This window comes from Paraburkholderia caribensis (assembly GCF_002902945.1).
Classification (GTDB): Bacteria; Pseudomonadota; Gammaproteobacteria; order Burkholderiales; family Burkholderiaceae; genus Paraburkholderia; species Paraburkholderia caribensis.
The window spans coordinates 1,150,290-1,166,446 of the sequence record NZ_CP026103.1; the positions used below are offsets into that span (position 1 = coordinate 1,150,290).

Here is a 16,157-nt window from a genome sequence, read left to right on the forward strand (position 1 = left end):
TCCCGCTTCGCTCCACACACGCTCATGCTCAAGACACTCAAACTCCCCGCCGGCGGCGAGATCGGCATTCTCGTGATGATCGTCGCGATCGTCTCGCTGATGATCCTGCCGCTGCCGTTCTTCATGATCGACATCCTCGTCGGCCTGAACATCGCAACAGCCGTCACGCTGCTGATGATCACGCTCTATGTGCCGAGCGTCGTCTCGCTGTCCGCGTTCCCGTCGATCCTGCTGTTCACCACGCTCTACCGGCTGTCGCTCAGCATCGCGTCGACCAAGTCGATCCTGCTGCATGCGGAAGCGGGCGATATCATCGACAGCTTCGGCAAGCTGGTGGTGGGCGGCAATCTGGTGGTCGGCATGGTGGTGTTCATCATCATCACGCTGGTGCAGTTCATCGTGATCGCGAAAGGCTCGGAGCGGGTCGCGGAAGTCGGCGCGCGCTTCACGCTCGACGCGATGCCGGGCAAGCAGATGAGCATCGATGCCGACCTGCGCGCCAATCTGCTGACCGCTGACGAAGCACGCCACAAGCGCGCCACGCTCGCACTGGAAAGCGCATTGCACGGCGGCATGGACGGCGCGATGAAGTTCGTCAAGGGCGACGCCGTCGCCGGCCTCATCATCACGATGATCAACATCGTCGCGGGTCTGGCCGTCGGCGTGCTGTATCACGGCATGACGGCGGGCGAAGCGGCCAACCGCTTCTCGATTCTCTCGGTCGGCGATGCGATGGTCGCGCAATTGCCCGCGCTGCTGCTCTCCGTTGCGGCGGGCGTGATGATCACGCGCGTGGCCGACGACCGCGACGAGAAACCACGCTCGCTCGGCGCGGAGATCGGCAAGCAGCTGATGGGCAGCGCGCCCGCGCTCGGCTTCGCAGCGCTGCTGCTGGTCGCGTTCGCCGCCGTGCCTGGGTTTCCGTGGCCGCTCTTTCTGGTGTTGAGCGGCATTCTCGGCTTCACTGCATGGAAGCTGAAGAAGCGCGGTCCGTCGCGCGCCTTCGAAGACCTCGAAGCCGTGCGCTCGATGCAGCGGGCCGGTGCGAAGAGCGAAACGCCCGCCATTTCCAGCGTGCCGCCCGCGTTCTCCTGCGCACTCGGCGTGCGCCTTGCGCCGGACTTGCGCGGCCGCCTCGCCGTCGAGCGGCTCAATCACGCCTTCGAAACCGAGCGCACGTCGCTGCAGGAAGAACTTGGCTTGCCGTTTCCCGGCATTCACATGTGGATCAGCGAGAAGCTCGCGCCGTCCACCTGCGAGTTCCTGATGCACGACGTGCCGTCGTTCACGCTCGAACTGCCGCAAGGCAAGGTCCTGCTCGCCGATCTGCCGCAACGGCTCGCAACGCAGCCCGACGACACGCAGGCGCAAGCGCTCGCCGAACGCTGCGAGCAACGCGAACCGATCGACGGCACGACGCAGCCAAGCTACTGGCACGACGAGACCACGCTCGCCGACAAGACCACCGGTTGGCGCGCCGAACAGGTCATCGCGCATGTGAGCGTGCAGTTGCTCAGGCGCAATGCGTCGCTCTTTCTCGGCGTCAATGAAGTGCAGTGGATTCAGGAACAACTCGGCATCGAGTATCCGGGCCTGCTCGCCGAGGTGCAGAAAGTGCTGCCGCCGCAGCGCATCGCCGACGTGCTGCGGCGTCTGCTGGAAGAACAGATTCCGATCCGCAATATCCGCAACATCATGGAAAGCCTCATTGCGTGGGGACCGAAAGAGAAAGACGTGCTGATGCTGACCGAGTACGTGCGCGGCGATCTCGCGCGCTTTCTCGCGCACCGGGCCGCGCTCGGCGCGCGCATTCTGCCCGCGATCCTGCTCGACGCGCCCGTCGAACAGCATATCCGCCAGGCGATCAAGCAGACGCCGACGGGCAATTACCTCGCGCTGCCGCCGGACCAGATCAACTTTCTGGTCGACAGCATCGAATCGTTCGCGGGGCTGGCGCCGCGTCCCGGCATCGCGCTCGTCACGTCGATGGATATCCGGCGCTACGTGCGGCGCATGATCGAAGGACGGCTCGGCTGGCTCTCCGTCTATTCGTATCAGGAACTGGGCGGACATCTTGAACTGCAGCCGATCGGCCACGTGACGGCCTGAGGTAACGCATGTCGAGAACCCCATCGCGTCCCGTGCGCGTGATCGCCGCGCCCGCGCAGACGCCGCCTGCTTCGTCGGGCGCGCGCCTGCGCCGCGCGCGGCACGCGGATTTCGCCGCGCTCTTGCGACGCGACGACACGCCGTCGCCCGACGCCCTCCTTGCCGCGTCGCTCGACGACGAAGCCAGCCAGCAACATCATGCCGACGACTCGCTCGCGCAACGCATCGGCAGCGCGAGTCAGCGCGTGGTCGCGGCGGTGCTGCGCCGCGAGCAGCAGATGCTCGAACTCGCGCATGGGCTCGCACGCCATATCGCCGAGTTTGCGTCGAATCCCGCGATCCGTCAGGCAGGCCACTGGGAAGTCGCCATGCGCATCGATCCGCAACGGCTGCCCGGCACGCAGTTGCATCTGACGCTTTCGCCAGCGGTTCTCTTGCTTCGCTTCGATGTCGAGTCGGCCGACACGCGCGAACTACTCTTGCATCATGCCGGCCTGCTCGAACGCGAGTTGCGCCAACTGCTCGCGTCGCAAGGCGAAGCGCGCACGCTCGAACTGACTATCCACTAGCCCACGCCCTTGTCCACTGTGTCCAGCGACCAACCGTATGCAGAGAAGCTGCGCCGCGTCACGCCCGATGCGGCGCGTGCCGCCCGCATTCTGTGCGATGCGCGTCATCTCGAAGCGTTGCGCCAGTTCGGCGCAATCGATGCGCTCGAAATCACGCCGACGGTAACGGCCAATACGGCCAACGCGGCCAACACGGCCTTCGATGAAGCGGGCCGCATCGTGCTCGCGCATCTGGAAGGCACGCTCGATATCGAACTCGATCTGGCGCGCTATCCCGCGTTGCAGATCGTAGCGGCAAGCGCGGGCGATCGCGCGCGGCACGCCTTGCGCAGCACGCTCGCGAATGCATTGCTCGCACCGCTGGTGCAGCGCTTTCAGGCAGCGGACCTTGGGCGCTGGCGTGTGGCGTCGGTGGAACGCGCGCCTGCGGGCGTTGCGAGCGGCGAACGCTTCGACGTCGCGTTGCTGCACGAGGGCGTCATGCACCGGCTTTCGCTCAGCGCATCCGGCGCGACGCTCGACGTGCTGCACAAGCGGCTCGCCACGCTGCCGTCGCGGCTTGCAACGGAGGCGTATGCGTCGGCATCGACGCTAAAGGTCGCAGGGTCGATTGCGCTCGGCGCACGCAACGTGCCGCTTGCCGCATTGCAGTCGCTGCGTCCCGGCGATGTCGTTCTGCGCGCTTTTGGGCCCTCCGTCGCGCAAGCGCTGAACCGCGGCGCCGCATGCACCGCGCGCGCCACATGGGGCGCGACGGCAACGGGCATGCGGCGCATACATGCGCGTGTCGTGATTAACGGCACGCAGGTCACTGTAGAAGAGAAACCCTTCATGAACGACGAACCCTTGCAGGCCGAATGGCCCGGCGACGACGAAACGCGGCACGAAACGGCAGCCGCCGCGTCCGACGAAAGCTCCGAAACCGGCTCGCACAGCACCCGGCAGCACGACGACGAAGACGCTCCGCTCGACATCGGCCTGCTCGATCTGCCCGTGCAATTCGAAATCGACAGCGTGGCGCTGCCGCTCGCGCAACTCGCCGCGTTGCGGCCAGGCTATGTGATCGAACTGGCCGCGCCCGTGCTCGATACGCCTGTGCGGCTCGTCACCCATGGACAAACGGTCGGCTATGGCGAAATCGTCTGCGTCGGCGAACATCTTGGCGTACGTATCACGAGGATGGCTTATGCCGGCGATTCAGACAGGTGACATCACCGGGCTGCTGATCGTCGTGCTGGCGATCAGCGTGATCCCTTTCATCGCGATGGTGGTCACGTCGTACATGAAGATCGTCGTCGTGCTCGGGCTGCTGCGCAACGCGCTCGGCGTCCAGCAGGTGCCGCCGAACATGGTGCTCAACGGCATCGCGATCATCGTCTCGGTGTACATCATGGCGCCCGTCGCGTTCTCCGCGATGCAGGGCATGCAGGCCAATCAGGCGCCCGGCAACGTCACGCAGAACGTGACGGCGGGCATTGCCGCCGCGCGCGAGCCGTTCCGCACGTTCCTCGAAGCGCATGCGCAGTCGCGCGAGCGGCAGTTCTTCCTGCGCTCGGCGACGGCCTTGTGGCCCGCGCAGCAGGCGAAGGCGCTGAAGGACACCGACCTGATCGTGCTCGCGCCCGCGTTCACGCTGACGGAACTCACGGACGCCTTCAAGATCGGCTTTCTGCTTTACATCGGCTTTATCGTCGTCGATCTCGTGATCGCGAACGTGCTGATGGCGATGGGCCTGAACCAGGTGCAGCCGACCAACGTCGCGATTCCGTTCAAGCTGCTGCTGTTCGTCGCGATGGACGGCTGGTCCACGCTGATGCATGGCCTCATTCTCGGCTACCGGTAGGCGCCGCGTCTTTCAACTACGGATTTGCCATGACTCTCGATACGCTCGTCGGCCTCGCGACGCAAGGCTTGCTGCTGTGCCTGTACGTGTCGCTGCCCGTCGTCGTGGTCGCGGCCGGCGTCGGCCTGCTGGTGTCGTTCCTGCAGGCGATCACGTCGCTGCAGGATCAGACGCTGTCGTTCGGCATCAAGCTGATTGCCGTCGTGGTGGCGCTCGTCGTCGTGGCGCCCCTCGGTGCGTCGGCGATCCTGCGCTTTGCGAACCAGTTGCTGCTGACGGCCGTGCAGCGATGAATCCACTTCACTCGCGCCCGGCCACGGGCGCCTCAGGCACTTCCGCCGCGCAAGAGGCCACGCAGACGCAACGGGGCGTGACCGAACCGGCCCGGCAACAGACGCGCGCGCGCTTTGCCACGTCGCTGCGCAACAACGTGCGCTTCGCGCATGCGCATCACGCGCATCTGCAGGGGCAGGCGCGCTCGGCCAATGCACGGCGTCTTGCGAAAGCGCTTTTGAAGAAGCGCCAGGGCAAGGCTGCCGCGACGCGGTTTGCTGCGGCACGCCGGCCAGCAACGAGCCGCTCAGGCGGCAACGCGAGAGCGGCTCAGAACACGAGAACCACCGACCGTCAGCGAAGCGCGGCACTGCGCGTGTCTCGCGACGGCGGCAATGGCGGTTCGCGCGGCGGAGGGCAGCAGCAGGACGAACAGCAACAGCAACAACAACGTCAGCAGCAACGCCGGGAAGGCAAGCACGATGACGACCTCATGCTGGACGGCGCAGACGGTACGACGAACGCAGCGCGTGTCGTGCCCGAGTTCGCCGCGCATGCCTTGACACTAGCCGGTTCATCGCGTCATGAAGCGCTGGCGGGTGCCTGGTGCGACGCCTTGCTGAAGCCGGGCCGCTCGTTGCACGATGCGCTATCCCAATTGCGCGCGCTGCGGCGGCATGAAGGCGCATTGCCGCTCGCATCGCTCGCCCAGGTCCGCCAGTCGCTGATGGACGCCACGGCGCGTGCCGCCGCAGCTCGGCAGGCGGATGAAGCGTCGCAGGCGTCGGCAGCGGGCGCGGCAGCCCGGGCGAATGCATCGACAGAGACTCGCAACGTCCTTGCGCCGCTGCTCGCGCTCGTCGCGGGAAGCCCGATGCTGCCGAACCGTGAAGGACGCGCGGCGGGCGCCAATGCGGCGCTCGACGGCATCGCACGCGCACGCAACACGCTTCCAGCCGGTGCGTCCGGGCCCGATGAATCCGCGCGCTGACGACACTTCGCGTGCGCGCGAGTGCCTTCGCAAACGGCCCGTATCGCGGCTCTTGCGTCCATTAATCTGCGACTCATCGAAGGAAGCGGAACAGCGCGACAGCTGCCCCCGCTGCTCCGCCTGACCGACCGAACTCATGAAACAACTGCGCATCCTGACGGGTATTCATGCTGGCGCGACCGCACCGCTCGGCCCGGGTCGTTACCGGATCGACGCGGATGACGACGCCGACATTCGCATCACCGACTGGACGGGCCCATCCGCGGTCGTCGAGGTCGGCGACAGCGACGTCGTGACCGTGCGGCGGCTCGCCGCGCAAGCGCCTCACGTCGACGCAAGCGATGAAGCAGGCACGCAAGGCCCGGAGGCCGAACGCGTGGAGGACACCGCGCCCGTCTTCATGCTCGACTTTCTGCCGATGCAGTTCGACCAGAGCGTGATCTGCATCGGGCCTGACGATGTCGAATGGCCGAGCGATCTCGCGCTGCTGTCGACGTTGCTCAAGCCCGGCCAGCCCGAGGACGACCGGCACGGCCAGCAACGCTCGCGGCGCCGCACCTTCGTCGCGCTCGGCGCGGCATGTGTAGCGCTGGCTGTGATCGCGAGTATCGGTGCACTGACGATGACGACGCGCGCGAAGGCCTCGATGCTGCCCAACGACGTCGCCGCGATGGAAAACGTCAACCGCGAGTTCGCGGCGGCGCATCTGAACGAACTGCGCGCGTCGCTGGATGGTCACGGCGGCGTGCTCGTGCGCGGCCTCGTCGCGAACGAATCCGAGAACCTTGCGGCGCGGCGCCTGCTTGCCGCGATCACGTCGCCGCGCGTGCAGGCGCAGTACGGCATTGCCGAAGTGATCCGGCGCAGTATCGGCGAGAGCTTGCCCGTGTCGGGCATCAGCGTGCATTACGACGGCGGCGGCGTGTTCGCGATTGCGGGCAAGGATGTCGACATGGACGCGTTGCAGCAAGGCGTCAAGCGTATCCGTCCCGATCTGCCGGGCAACGTGAAGGAGATCCGCATCGACGCAACAGGCGCCGATCAGGCAGACGCACCAGCGGGCGCGAGCTATATCGCGATCGTGTCGTCGGATACGGTGCGCTACGCGCAAACGCCCGACGGCGTGAAGCACATCTTCATCCTCGACAACGACACCGGCGCCAGCGCGCCCGCTGCGGCCAGCGACGCGGCAGCGCCCGCAGCCGCCGACACCCCGCAACCCGCAAGCGATGGCGCGCCGTCGGTTTCGAAAGCCGCAAACGACCCGCCCTCGCCGCTTGCCCCCCAGCTCGCCGGGCCCGCCGCCGCGCGGCATGTGCTCGACCCACCCCAGACGTCCGTCGCGCAGACGGCCGACACGTTACGGAGATGACCATGTACGAAGCCATTGAACGCCACGCCCAACACTTCATGGCGTTGCAGAACGTCGTGACGGCCGCCGACGCCGATACGCGCGTCGCAGAACTGCGCAAGGCGCTCGAAGAGAGCGCCGAGCAGCTCAACCACGCGGCAGACGGCACGGCCGCCGACCGCGACGCGCGCGCCCGCATCTATCGCGGCCTCGTCGCTGCGAGCCGCATCGTCGGGCAGTTGCGCGAGGACGCGTTGCGCGGCTGATCCGTCGAACGTCATTGATTCGCTTTTTTAACCACCGGTTGGACATACCGTCTGCCGGAACTTTCCAGGAGAGCCACCATGCCCGGTATTGCAACGGCAGCAACATCCGCACTGAGCACCGTCACGAACGGCATCAATTCGAGCAGCGCGACGCAAAGCGCGGAAAACACCATCAACAGCAACGCTCAGCAGCAGCTCGAAATCGCACAGGCGCAATCGAATGCGAGCCTGCTGCAGGCGCTCGGCGAAGCGATGAAGTCGGGTGCGTCGAGCATCCAGAAGGCCGCGCAGGCATCGTAATGCACGCTGGCTGGCCGCTCGCGCAGCGGTCAGCCGCTGTGTGCCCTGCAGGATTCTCTTTTGTTTGAGCGGGTATTCGCACCGTGAGTGAAGATCGTTACGCAGAACTCGTCGCATCGCTGTGCGAGGCGGTCGGCTTGCCGGACGTCGAGCACGTGTTGCAGACACATTCGATCGAAGTGGGCGGTCTCGACGTGCGGCTCGACTGCTTCGACGAAGATCCGGACGCGATCTACCTGGGCTTCGACTTCGGCGCGGTGACGGCGGGACGCATCACGACCGTCTACCGGCTCATGCTCGAAGCGAATCTGCTGGTGTATGCGCAGGACCAGGCGCAGCTCGGGCTCGATTCGGACTACGGCAACGTCGTCTTGCTGGTGCGCGTGCCGTTCGACGATGCGCCAACGGGCGAAATGCTCGCCGATCTCCTCGCCCACTATTCGGAGCATGGCGCGTACTGGAAGCAGAGCATTCTCGAAGCCAGCGACGAGCGTTTCGAAGCAGTCGTATCGGGCAACTTCTCGTGGATCAGGGCATGACTCCTTCGCGAAAAACAGCATCACGCTAGAATGTCTTTCGACAAGGCCTGGAGATGGACACCCAATGGATTTACGCACCGACCTGAATTTCTTCAACCTGCTCGCGGGCAGCTACGAGCGCTTGCTGGGCACCCAACTCGTAGCGAAGCATGAGCGCCCCGAAGATGCCGCCGCGTGGCTGTATCACGACGCGCCCTTCGGGCTGCTCGCGCACAATACGGCTGAAGACCCTGTGTTCGTCTACGGAAACCGCCGCGTTCAGACGCTCTTCGGTTACGACTGGGATGAAATCACAGCCCTGCCGTCACGCCTTTCCGCCGAAGCGCCTGAACGCAGCGAACGCCAGGCGTTTCTCGATCAGGTCACGCGCGAAGGCTTCGTCACCGGCTATCGCGGCGTGCGCATTGCGAAGACAGGCCGCCGCTTCTGGATAGAACGCGCGACCGTGTGGCAACTCATCGACGAGCACGGCACACTGCATGGCCAGGCGGCGATGATTCCGCATACCACGGCACTGCCTGAATAGACTCGCCCCCCCAAGCAAGCCCCAACTTCCCTCTTCTCTCCAACCGGGCAGTCCGCGCGTCATGGCGCGCGCTGCCCGGTTTTCTCATCTGCTGCCGTCAATTTCGCGTCATCTGCGTCTTGTCGGCGGATACGCGCGCCAGTAGATTCGAGCGAGCATGCCGATGATATCGGCCGTCGTTCCGCGTCCCCGGGCGAAAGCTGGAAAACCCGGCTTTCGCCGCCCACCAGGTTAGCCATGTATCAGTACAACGAGTTTGACAAAGCTTTTCTGCTCAATCGCGCCGCGCAGTTTCGCGACCAGATCGAGCGCTGGCAGGACGGCAGGCTGAGTGAAGACGCCTTTCGTCCCCTGCGCCTGCAAAACGGCTGGTACGTGCAGCGGCACGCGCCGATGCTGCGCGTCGCCGTGCCGTATGGCGAGCTGTCGAGTGCGCAGCTTCGCGTGCTCGCGCGCGTGGCGCGTGAATACGACGCGCCGGAAGCGGATGTCTATCGGCAGGCGCTCGATGCCCAGCGCAAGCTCGGCACCGTTCGCTTGCCAACCCATCACGCGCACTTCACGACCCGCACCAACGTGCAGTTCAACTGGATTCCGCTCTCGAAGGCCGCAGATGTGATGGACCTGCTCGCGACCGTCGACATGCATGGCATCCAGACGAGCGGCAACTGCATCCGCAATATCTCCTGCGACGAGCGCGCGGGCGTGGCGCCCGACGAGATCGCGGACCCGCGCCCTTTTGCCGAAATCATGCGTCAGTGGACCACGCTGCATCCGGAGTTCGCGTTCTTGCCGCGCAAGTTCAAGATCGCGATCACAGGTGCAAGCGACGACCGCGCGGCGACCGACTGGCACGATGTCGGCCTGCGGCTGCGCTATGGCGAGAACGGCGAACTGGGCTTTCGCGTGATGGTTGGCGGCGGCATGGGACGCACGCCCGTGATCGGCACGGTGCTGCGCGAGTTCTTGCCGTGGCAGCACATCATGAACTACATCGAGGCCGTGGTCCGCGTGTACAACCAGTACGGGCGGCGCGACAACAAGTACAAGGCGCGTATCAAGATACTCGTGAAGGCGGAAGGCCAGAAGTTCATCGACGAAGTCGAAGAAGAGTTTCGCCAGATCGTCGAGCACGACGGCGGACCGCATACCATTCCGCGCGCGGAACTCGAACGCGTCAGCGCGTATTTCGTGCAACCGTCGACGGGCACTGCCGGCAAGCCGGCCGACCCTGCCGCGCGCAAGGCGATTCACGATGCGCGCGCCAGCATTCCGCAATTTGCGCGCTGGCTGGAGCGCAACGTCGCACAACACCGCAATCCGTCGCTGCGCATCGTGACGTTGTCGTTCAAGCGCCTGTTGCAGGCACCCGGCGACGCATCCGCCGATCAGCTCGATCGGGTCGCCGATCTGGTCGACCGCTTCTCGGCCGGCGAAGCGCGTGTCACGCACACGCAGAACATCGTGCTGCCCTGGGTACACGAAAACGATCTGCTCGCGTTGTGGGAAGCGGCGCGCAGCGTGGGACTCGCGAGCGCCAATGTGCATCTGCTGACGGATATGATCGCCTGTCCCGGCGGCGACTTCTGCGCGCTGGCGAATGCGCGCTCGCTGCCTGTCGCCGAGGCCATCACCGAACGCTATCAGGACATGGACGAGCTGGAGGATATCAGCGAAGTCGATCTGCACATCAGCGGCTGCATCAATTCCTGCGGGCATCATCACAGCGGACATATCGGCATTCTCGGCGTCGACAAGGACGGTGCCGAGTGGTATCAGGTCACGCTTGGCGGCTCCGATGGATCGGATGCAAGCGGCCCTGCGCAACCGGGCAAGGTGATCGGTCCGTCGTTCTCCGCGCACGAAGTGCCCGATGTGATCGAAGCCGTGCTGCGGGCGTATGTCGAACAGAGATCCGAGTCGGGGCCGCGCCGCGAGAGCTTCATCGAAACGGTACGGCGTATCGGGCTCGATCCGTTCAAGACGGCCGCCAATGCCGCCCGCACGCCGATGGAGGTTTCCGCATGACACCGCGTATCCGTATTCTTGCTGCAGCCGACCATCTCGCCGATACCGTCCCCCATGTCGTCGCGCTCGATAACGACGCCGATCCGTTTGCCCATAGCGAGGCGATCGCTCAAGCGGACCGTATCGAGCTGCATTTTCCGAGTTTCACCGATGGCCGCGCGTTCAGCCAGGCGTATCTGATTCGTCGCCGGCTCGGCTTCAGCGGCGATCTGCGCGCAACGGGCGACGTGCTCGCGGACCAATTGATCCAGATGGAACGCACGGGGTTTTCGAGCGCCGTGCTGGCAGACGGTGTTGATTCCGCCGATGCGCAGCGGCAACTCGACCGGTTCGCCGCTTTCTATCAGGGTGATGTGGCGCGCGATGCGCCATTCAGACAGAACAGCAGGTGAATCGAGAGATCAGCGCGGGTCCGGCAGGCTGACCCCGCTGTTCCGTCGGCGCGTTACGGCGCCGAATCGTGGCACTTTCTCATGCGCCTGGGCGTCGCCCGGCCGCACCGGCGTCCCTTCGGGACCCGACACCGCCCCGTCAAGGCGGGCATCGCACGATTGTCCGACTGGTGGCACGCCGCGCTATCGCGTTGACGTATCCATCGGACATTCCACACCCCTTCCTGAATAGTTGAACCTCCATTCCAGGCACCTGGCGCAGACCGTCAGCGACTGTCCCGTCCAGTCGTGGGTCCGTACGGTTTGTGCAATTTTGGAGAAAATTGTTTCCAACTGAAATGATCTTTCCATTTAAATGCTAATCTGAAATTCAATCGGTTAGCGATACGAAATATAAATTATTCAAGTTTAGTTTTCATTTTTCCAGATTAATTTCGTCGCGCTTCAGATCACTACTTTTCCACACGAAAAAAACAATCATGAATACCTCGAAAGTCAAACATCCTCTCGATCAGAAAAAGGTCGTAGTGATTGGCGGCGGCGTCATCGGCGCGTCGTGGGCCGCGCTCTTTCTCGCGAACGGGCTGCGCGTGGTCATCAACGATCCGCAGCCTGGCATCGAATCGAAGGTGTGCGATTACGTGGCACAGGCCATGCCGGCTCTGCAGGCGCTCGGCTACGACATGCGCGCCGCACTTCAGCAACTCTCGTTCGAGTCCGATCTTGCCAACGCCGTTGCCGACGCGGATTTCGTTCAGGAGAACGGCCCGGAACGCGCCGACTTCAAGACCGCTCTCTGGGCAACCATCGAACGGTCCGCGCCTGCGCATTGCCTGTTCTTTTCGTCCAGTTCGGGCATTCCCGCTTCGATTCAAGCCAGCCAGATGCAATCGCCCGGCCGTCTCATCATCGGGCATCCGTTCAATCCGCCGCATCTGCTGCCGCTCGTCGAGGTGGTGCCGAATCCGCAGACAGCCCGCGCACTGATCGACGCTTCGCTCGACTTCTATCGCGCGCTCGGCAAGTGTCCGCTGGAAATTCGCAAGGAAATCGACGGATTCGTCGCAAATCGCCTGCAATCGGCGATTTTCCGCGAATGCGTCTATCTGGTGAACCAAGGCGTGATCACGGCCGCCGACCTCGACAGCGTCGTGACCCAGTCGCTCGGCATCCGCTGGGCCACCAACGGACCCTTCCTGTCGTTTCATCTGGGCGGCGGCGATGGCGGCTTTTCGCATTTCGTCGACCATCTCGCGCCCGGCATGGAAACGCGCTGGCGCGAACAGCTTGCATCGACCGTGCATTTCGACGAAGCCACGAAGAAGCTGCTCGTCGAGCAAATCGAAAGCGGCTATGGCGACCGCTCGATTGCACAACTGGCCGAGGCACGCGACGAACGGGAAATCACCATCATCAATAGCGCGCGCAAAGCTGCCCAATAACGCCACGCCATGCAACTCATGAACGCAGAGTCATCCGCCATGCAAACGCTGGTCGCGTTGTGCATCAGCCCGCCATCGATCATCTCGCTCGACTGCGAAGGAAACCACGTCCGCGTGCTGCTCGCCGATCTGGGCGGCACGCCCGACGGCATTCAGGTCGACACGGCGCAGGGTCTCGTGTACTGGACCAACATGGGCGCCGATTTTCACAAGGACGACGGCACGGTCGAAGTCGCACGCATGGACGGCAGCGAACGGCGCCTGCTGGTCGGCAATGGCGCGATCAGAACGCCCAAACAGCTGTATCTCGACCGCACGGCTGCGCAACTGTACTGGTGCGACCGCGAAGGCGCCGCGATCTGGCGCAGCGGCACGGATGGCGGCGCGCTGACGCAACTCGTCGACCGCTCGGTACAGGCGGGCGGCAAGGACGAGGTGCTGAACCAGTGCGTCGGCATCGCCGTCGATCACAAGCGCGACGCCTTCCTGTGGACGCAGAAGGGCCCCGCGAAAGGCGGCAAGGGCCGCATCTTCCGCGCACCGCTGCAGATGGGCGCAGGCGAGACGGCCGCCACGCGCACCGATATCGAACTGCTGCTCGACGACCTGCCCGAGCCGATCGACCTCGAAATCGATGCGGCCACGGACACGCTCTACTGGACCGATCGCGGCGCCGCACCCGACGGCAATTCACTGAACCGCGCGAAGCTCACGGCAACGGGCCTCGTGAACTACGAGGTGATCTGCACCGGTTTCGCCGAAGCCATCGGCCTTGCGCTCGACGTACCGAATCACCGTGCCTTCGTGGCCGATCTCGACGGCAACATCGTCGCGGTGGATCTCCGCACGGGCGACAAAAAAACCCTGCTCACGCACGGCCGGATCACGGGCATCGCGCTTTATTGATCGCGCTTATTGACCACGACCCGCGACGCAACCTTCGCCTTCACCATTCAATCGCTATGCAAGCAGACAACTATCAGCTTGAGGCAAAAATCCGCGAGCACCTCGCCAACCGCACCGTCAGCGACGAGTTCGATATCCACGGCGAAACGGAAGCTGTCCTGAACTCGATCGGCGCGTCCTTGAACGAGTTCGGCGGCCAACTCAGCTTTTACGGCAAGGACCCGATCATTCCGAGCGTATTACGCTTCGGCACCTTCTCCGCCATCGGGCTTGCCGTGAAAGCCGCGCAGATCGCATCGATCTGGCGCATGAAAACAGGGCAAAGCCAGAACATTCACGTCGACGTGCGTAAGGCGCTGCGCCGCTTCGCCACCTTTCACGAAGGCACGCTCGAACTCGTGAACGGGCTGCCCGGCAACATGGGCTCGGACGAAAATACGGGCGTCACCGCCAATTTCCATCAATGCAAGGACGGACGTTGGGTCTTCTTTATCTGCAACTATCCGAAGATGCGCAATACCGCGCTGCAACTGCTGCAGTGCCCGCCCGGTCATGATTCGGTGGCGAAGGCGGTCGCGCAGTGGAATGCGGCGGAACTGGAAGAAGCCGGCGGCAAGGCCGGCATTCCGCTCTACATGGTGCGCTCGCCGCAGGAATTTCTCGATCTAGACGTGTTCCAGAGTGTGCTCAAGCGCCAGCCGCTGATCTCCATCGAGAAGGTGGCCGACAGCGATCCCATTCCGTTCCAGCAAGGCGGCGACGTACTCGGCGGCATTCGCGCGCTCGGTCTCGGACATGTCATCGCCGGTGCGGGCCTCGGCCGCGCGCTGGCGCTGCACGGCGCGGACGTGCTGAACATCTGGCGCAAGTCGGACTATGAACACAGCCTGTTCCACTATACGTCGAACGTCGGCTTGCGCTCGTCGCGGCTCGATCTCGACGATGCAACGGCCCGCCAGACCTTCGACCGGTTGCTGGAAGGTGCCGACATCTTCTTCTCAAATCGCCGCTCGGGCTTTCTCGATCGCTACGGCCTGTCGCCGGACGCGTTGTGCAAGCAACATCCCGGGTTGATCAGCGCGACTGTGTATTTCACCGGCCGCGAGGGCGCATGGTCGGAGCGCGTCGGGTTCGATGTATCGACGGGGGCATATGCCGGGCCGTACTGGCTGGAAAGCCTCGGCGGCACGGACACGCCGACGTCCACGCCGCACACCACACCGCAGATTTCCATCATCAGCGACTATGTGGTCGCGTGGCTCGGCACGGCCGGCGTGCTCCAGGCATTGAAGCGCCGCGCCGTGGAGGGCGGCAGCTACACGGTATCGGTGTCGCTTTCGCGGGCCGTCGCGTGGCTCATGTCGATGGGCATCTTCGATCAGAAATTCGCGCGGACAATGGCGGGATCGAATGACGAACACGCCTACGTCGATCCCGATCCGCTGCTGGCAGAGACGCTCATGGGGTTTTACAAGGGCGTCGCGGAGCAGGTGACCATGTCGCGCACGCCTGGGCACTACCGATATCCGCTGTTGCCGCTTGGCGCCTGCGCGCCGGAGTGGCTGCCGCGATAAGTTGAAGCAGGGAGAATGCGCCCGATAACACCGGGCGCAAACCACCTGTCAATCGCGCGCCAACGCGCGCTCGATCGAAATCTGCGTCGGCATCATATTCACATTCGCGTTGTGGATGACCCACAGCGAACCCGCGACGATGATCGCGATCAGCAGAGCCGTGCAGGCGAAAATCCCCGTATTCGAACGCTGATCCGCAGACGAGCCCAGATGCAGGAAGTACCGCAGTTGCACCACGAGTTGCACGACGCACAGCACGACCACAGCTGTCAGGCCCATCGAGCGCGGCACGACATGCGTCATCACCACGCCGAACGACGCGAAGGTCAACACCAGCGACAGCAGCATGCCCACCACATAGCTCTTCACGCTGCCGTGCGACGCATCATGAACGTGATCATGCGTCAGATTCGCTCCAGAAGTTTTGCTCATAGAAATTCACGCAGATAGACAAGACTGAACACACAGATCCAGACGAGATCGAGGAAGTGCCAGAAAAGGCTCAGGCACGCTATGCGCCGCTCGGTCACGGGCGTCAGGCCGAAGCGGCTGATCTGATGCATCATCACGACGATCCACAGCAGCCCCGTCGTCACGTGCAAGCCGTGCGTGCCGACGAGCGTGAAATAGCCCGACAGGAACGCGCTGGTCGACGGGCCCGCGCCGTCATGGATCAGGTGGGCGAACTCGTAGATTTCCATGCCGATGAAGGCCGCGCCCAGCACGAACGTCGCGGCCAGCCAGCCGATCACCTTGCCGCGCTGGTTCGCATGCACGCTCAGCATGCCCATGCCGAACGTGAAGCTGCTGGCGAGCAGCAGCAACGTTTCGCCCAGCACATATGGCAGCTCGAACAACTGCTTGCCCGTCGGCCCGCCCGCCGTTGCATTGGCGAGCACGCCGAAGGTCGCGAACAGCGTCGCGAAGATCAGGCAGTCGCTCATCAGGTAAATCCAGAACCCGAGCGTGGTGCGGGTTCCGCTGTCGTGGTCGTGGCCGTGCGCGTCGTGATGCCCGCTAGTCTGGTAGTTCGATACGCTTGTCATGG

Annotated in this window: 18 protein-coding genes; 16 read left to right on the plus strand and 2 right to left on the minus strand. The window is 64.1% G+C overall.

Going from position 1 to position 16,157, the window contains the following annotated elements; translation table 11 throughout:
• Positions 1–24: 24 nt before the first annotated feature.
• From sctV to C2L66_RS34745, 16 genes are all read left to right on the plus strand, one after another.
• On the plus strand, positions 25–2,109 hold the full coding sequence (sctV, locus tag C2L66_RS34670; protein WP_054932295.1) for a type III secretion system export apparatus subunit SctV: 2,085 nt from the start codon (positions 25–27) through the stop codon (positions 2,107–2,109).
• 8 nt (positions 2,110–2,117) lie between these two features.
• The gene (sctP, locus tag C2L66_RS34675; protein ID WP_060608326.1) at positions 2,118–2,678 is read left to right on the plus strand and encodes a type III secretion system protein SctP; all 561 of its coding nucleotides are present in this window, start codon (positions 2,118–2,120) and stop codon (positions 2,676–2,678) included.
• Positions 2,679–2,696: 18 nt separating this feature from the next.
• Positions 2,697–3,887 (plus strand): type III secretion system cytoplasmic ring protein SctQ, encoded by a 1,191-nt coding sequence (sctQ, locus tag C2L66_RS34680; protein ID WP_060608329.1) that lies wholly within the window; start codon positions 2,697–2,699, stop codon positions 3,885–3,887.
• Entirely contained in the window at positions 3,865–4,521 is a 657-nt protein-coding gene (gene sctR, locus C2L66_RS34685; RefSeq protein ID WP_007579477.1) for a type III secretion system export apparatus subunit SctR, read from the plus strand. The genes sctQ and sctR overlap by 23 nt, the downstream gene beginning before the upstream one ends.
• Before the next feature lie 29 nt (positions 4,522–4,550).
• Entirely contained in the window at positions 4,551–4,814 is a 264-nt protein-coding gene (sctS, locus tag C2L66_RS34690; protein WP_035994205.1) for a type III secretion system export apparatus subunit SctS, read from the plus strand.
• On the plus strand, positions 4,811–5,785 hold the full coding sequence (locus C2L66_RS34695) for a hypothetical protein (RefSeq protein ID WP_060608332.1): 975 nt from the start codon (positions 4,811–4,813) through the stop codon (positions 5,783–5,785). The genes sctS and C2L66_RS34695 overlap by 4 nt, the downstream gene beginning before the upstream one ends.
• Positions 5,786–5,921: 136 nt before the next feature.
• On the plus strand, positions 5,922–7,157 hold the full coding sequence (locus C2L66_RS34700) for a hypothetical protein (RefSeq protein ID WP_060608335.1): 1,236 nt from the start codon (positions 5,922–5,924) through the stop codon (positions 7,155–7,157).
• A gap of 2 nt (positions 7,158–7,159) precedes the next feature.
• Positions 7,160–7,402 carry a hypothetical protein gene (locus tag C2L66_RS34705; protein ID WP_035994195.1) on the plus strand — a complete coding sequence of 81 codons (243 nt, stop codon included), beginning with the start codon at positions 7,160–7,162 and terminating at the stop codon, positions 7,400–7,402.
• A 78-nt stretch (positions 7,403–7,480) separates the two neighbouring features.
• Entirely contained in the window at positions 7,481–7,702 is a 222-nt protein-coding gene (locus C2L66_RS34710; RefSeq protein WP_007579464.1) for a hypothetical protein, read from the plus strand.
• An 83-nt stretch (positions 7,703–7,785) separates the two neighbouring features.
• Complete coding sequence (locus tag C2L66_RS34715; RefSeq protein WP_060608339.1) at positions 7,786–8,241, plus strand: CesT family type III secretion system chaperone; 456 nt, start codon at positions 7,786–7,788, stop codon at positions 8,239–8,241.
• A gap of 64 nt (positions 8,242–8,305) precedes the next feature.
• Positions 8,306–8,767, plus strand: coding sequence for an MEKHLA domain-containing protein (locus tag C2L66_RS34720; RefSeq protein WP_060608342.1), 462 nt, complete (start codon positions 8,306–8,308; stop codon positions 8,765–8,767).
• 237 nt (positions 8,768–9,004) lie between these two features.
• A complete protein-coding gene (locus C2L66_RS34725) occupies positions 9,005–10,795 on the plus strand; it encodes a nitrite/sulfite reductase (protein WP_060608345.1) in 1,791 nt (596 codons plus the stop codon).
• Positions 10,792–11,187: a DUF934 domain-containing protein gene (locus tag C2L66_RS34730; protein WP_060608348.1), complete on the plus strand. Its 396-nt coding sequence runs from the start codon at positions 10,792–10,794 to the stop codon at positions 11,185–11,187. The genes C2L66_RS34725 and C2L66_RS34730 overlap by 4 nt, the downstream gene beginning before the upstream one ends.
• A 479-nt stretch (positions 11,188–11,666) precedes the next feature.
• Entirely contained in the window at positions 11,667–12,629 is a 963-nt protein-coding gene (locus C2L66_RS34735; RefSeq protein WP_060608351.1) for a 3-hydroxyacyl-CoA dehydrogenase NAD-binding domain-containing protein, read from the plus strand.
• Positions 12,630–12,638: 9 nt separating this feature from the next.
• Positions 12,639–13,535, plus strand: coding sequence for a hypothetical protein (locus C2L66_RS34740; RefSeq protein WP_060608354.1), 897 nt, complete (start codon positions 12,639–12,641; stop codon positions 13,533–13,535).
• Positions 13,536–13,591: 56 nt separating this feature from the next.
• A complete protein-coding gene (locus C2L66_RS34745; RefSeq protein WP_060608357.1) occupies positions 13,592–15,109 on the plus strand; it encodes a CoA transferase in 1,518 nt (505 codons plus the stop codon).
• A gap of 48 nt (positions 15,110–15,157) precedes the next feature.
• On the opposite strand, the gene cyoD is transcribed toward C2L66_RS34745, so the two are convergent.
• Together cyoD and cyoC are read right to left on the minus strand one after the other, a co-directional pair.
• Positions 15,158–15,541, minus strand: a complete 384-nt coding sequence (cyoD, locus tag C2L66_RS34750; RefSeq protein ID WP_060608360.1) for a cytochrome o ubiquinol oxidase subunit IV — start codon at positions 15,539–15,541, stop codon at positions 15,158–15,160.
• The gene (gene cyoC, locus C2L66_RS34755) at positions 15,538–16,155 is read right to left on the minus strand and encodes a cytochrome o ubiquinol oxidase subunit III (RefSeq protein ID WP_060608363.1); all 618 of its coding nucleotides are present in this window, start codon (positions 16,153–16,155) and stop codon (positions 15,538–15,540) included. The genes cyoD and cyoC overlap by 4 nt, the downstream gene beginning before the upstream one ends.
• Between the last annotated feature and the right edge of the window lie 2 nt (positions 16,156–16,157).